Origin of the sequence: Pontiella sp. (assembly GCF_041622395.1) — a bacterium.
Lineage (GTDB): Bacteria > Verrucomicrobiota > Kiritimatiellia > Kiritimatiellales > Pontiellaceae > Pontiella.
The window spans coordinates 1-2,585 of record NZ_JBFJYW010000394.1; the positions used below are offsets into that span (position 1 = coordinate 1).

Annotated in this window: 2 protein-coding genes; both read right to left on the minus strand. The window is 55.4% G+C overall.

Going from position 1 to position 2,585, the window contains the following annotated elements:
* Positions 1 to 1,502 (minus strand): threonine--tRNA ligase (thrS, locus tag ABYO54_RS15940; protein WP_372809220.1); only part of this gene is annotated, 1,502 nt, incomplete at its 3' end.
* Positions 1,503 to 1,639: 137 nt separating this feature from the next.
* Entirely contained in the window at positions 1,640 to 2,248 is a 609-nt protein-coding gene (locus tag ABYO54_RS15945; protein ID WP_372809221.1) for a hypothetical protein, read from the minus strand.
* Positions 2,249 to 2,585: the final 337 nt, after the last annotated feature.

The window sequence follows — 2,585 nt, forward strand, 5'->3', positions numbered from 1 at the left end:
AGCGCGGAGAGCACTTCGTCAGCATAGCCGAGCTGATCGTCGGAGAGCGGCAGCACGCGTACTTGCTCCGGCGCGAGCCAGACAGGGAAACCGCCGGCATAATGCTCGGTCAGGATGCCGAAGAAACGCTCCAGGCTGCCGAACAGTGCGCGATGCACCATGTAGGGGCGATGCGCCTCGCCGTCGTCGCCGATATACTTGAGATCGAAACGCTCGGGCAGGTTGAAGTCGAACTGGATCGTGCTGGTCTGCCATTCGCGGCCGATCGCATCCTTCACCTTGAGGTCGATCTTCGGGCCGTAGAACGCGCCGCCGCCTTCGTCCACCTCGTAGGGCAGTCCTTCGGCCTTGATCGCCGCTTCGAGCGATTGGGTGGCCTGGTCCCAGCGGGCCTCTTCGCCGACCGCCTTTTCGGGGCGCGTCGAGAGGTAGGCTTTCACTTCCGTGAAGCCGAAGGTTTTCCAAATAAAATTGCAGAAGCGGATGACTTCCTTGACCTCGTCTTCGATCTGGTCGGTGGTGCAGAAGATGTGGGCATCATCCTGGGTGAACCCGCGAACGCGGAAGAGGCCGTGCAGGGTGCCGGCCTTTTCGTAGCGGTAGACCGTGCCGAGCTCGGCCCAGCGCAGCGGCAACTCGCGGTAGGAGCGCAAGCCGCATTTGTAGATCTCGACGTGGAACGGGCAGTTCATCGGCTTGATGAAATATTCCTGGCCATCGACATCCATCGCCGCATACATGCCTTCGCGGTAGAAATCGAGGTGGCCCGAGGTTTCCCACAGGTTGGCTTTGCCGACATGCGGAGTGAAAACGATGTCGTAGCCGTTCTTGTAATGTTCCTTGCGCCAGAAATCCTCGATCACGGTGCGGATGCGCCCGCCCTTCGGGTGCCAGTGCACCAGCCCCGGCCCGACGTTCTCGGAAATCGAAAAGAGATCGAGCTCCTTGGCCAGGCGGCGGTGGTCGCGCTTTTGGGCCTCTTCGATCTGCTTGAGGTAGAGGCGCAACTGTTTCGGGTTGGTGAAGGCCGTGCCGTAGAGGCGCTGCAGCATCGGGTTGGTTTCGTGGCCGCGGTAGTAGGAGCCCGCCACGTTCATGATCTTGAAGGCGCGCAACTGGCCCGTGCTTTCCACGTGCGGGCCGCGGCACAGGTCCATGAACTCGCCGCAGGTATAGAAGGTGATCGTGTCGCCTTCCGGAATGTCGGCCAGGCGTTCGAGCTTGTATTTCTGGTCCTTCAGCAGTTCCTTCGCTTCGTCGCGCGATACCGTCAGGCATTCGAAGGGCTGGTTTTCGTCGATGATCTTCTGCATCTCGGCTTCGATCCGCTCGAAGTCGTCCGGCGTAATGCGGGCTCCGAGATCGAAGTCGTAGTAGAACCCGTCGTCGGTCGACGGACCGATGTCGAGTTGCACGTCATCAAACAGGCGGCAAACCGCAGCCGCCATTACATGCGCCGTCGAGTGGCGCAACCGATCCAAATCGCTGTTTTCGTTTTTCATAAAGTGGCAGGGATCTCCTGTAAAAAGAGGGCGAATATAGGGGGTTGTCCGGACGCTGTCAATTGGCGTAGGGATTTAAAGTTCCTTAATGAAATCTACTGTTTAGGGATTGCCGGACTCGTCCGGATGAGGGGGGGCTATTGGGAAAGTTTCCTGCTTCTGCTTCCACCGGGTTGTTTTCCCAGCGAGAGCGTGGAGTAGGTGTGTCTAATGTTATGTGTTTCGTCTTTGGTCTCGTTCGGGCCCATGAAGAAATCCAATGTGCGTTCTCTTGCAAGGTTTTCAGTGAGGATTTTACGTCCGGCTTTATCGAGGCGGACTCTGCTGCCGGGGTCGAGTTCGATGAATGGAATGGATAGCTGCCCTTTGTCGGTACAAAGTAAAATCCCATCATTTTCGCTTCCCGCAAACGTTCCCTCGCATACGTTGCCGTTTTTGCGGTGAATTTCAATCCTTTCGCCTTTTCGGCATGTGGGATATTTTTCGTTGAGCTCGTGCGTTATGATGGTTTGGTGGGCGTTGATCACGCCCTTGAAAGTCATCGATTGAATCCATGGCGGATTGTAGGGACGGGCTAAATGATTTTGTAGTCGAAGGGCTCTGGATTGGGGATACCGGTGTCGGTAAGTAATTAGTAACGATTCATAATTAATGTAGATATGGGCCAAGGTTGCCAGCACGGAAACCACCAGCAAAATCACGCACCATTTGATGCGTAAGCTCTTAATGGAATATCCTGTGGTCATTGCGCCATTTCAGTTACCTTAAATATGTCTTAAGTTTGATGTTTGCTTTGGATATGGCAAGCATTCAATTGTCTTTTGTGTAAGGGGAGAATGGTTTTGTTCTTGGAGAGCGTAGGGCATGGCATGAAAGCCCCTGGCAACGGTTCTTTTTGATCTTTGCAGAGGCGGAAGCTATTTCATCGTAGGGGCTATTTGGTGGATGGCGGAATTGAGCCGTTGTCTTGATCCTTACAAAAAAAAGCACCCCGCAGGGACGCGGAGTGCTTTTCGCAGTGGGCTCGGGTCAGCCGGTTACATCGCAATTTCTTCGATGGTCGCGCTGTCGCGCAGGCTCTTG

What these genes read in the sequence shown, in the direction of transcription:
- ABYO54_RS15945 (WP_372809221.1), bottom strand. Translation starts at nt 2,248, where the DNA reads ATGACCACAGGATATTCCATTAAGAGCTTACGCATCAAATGGTGCGTG.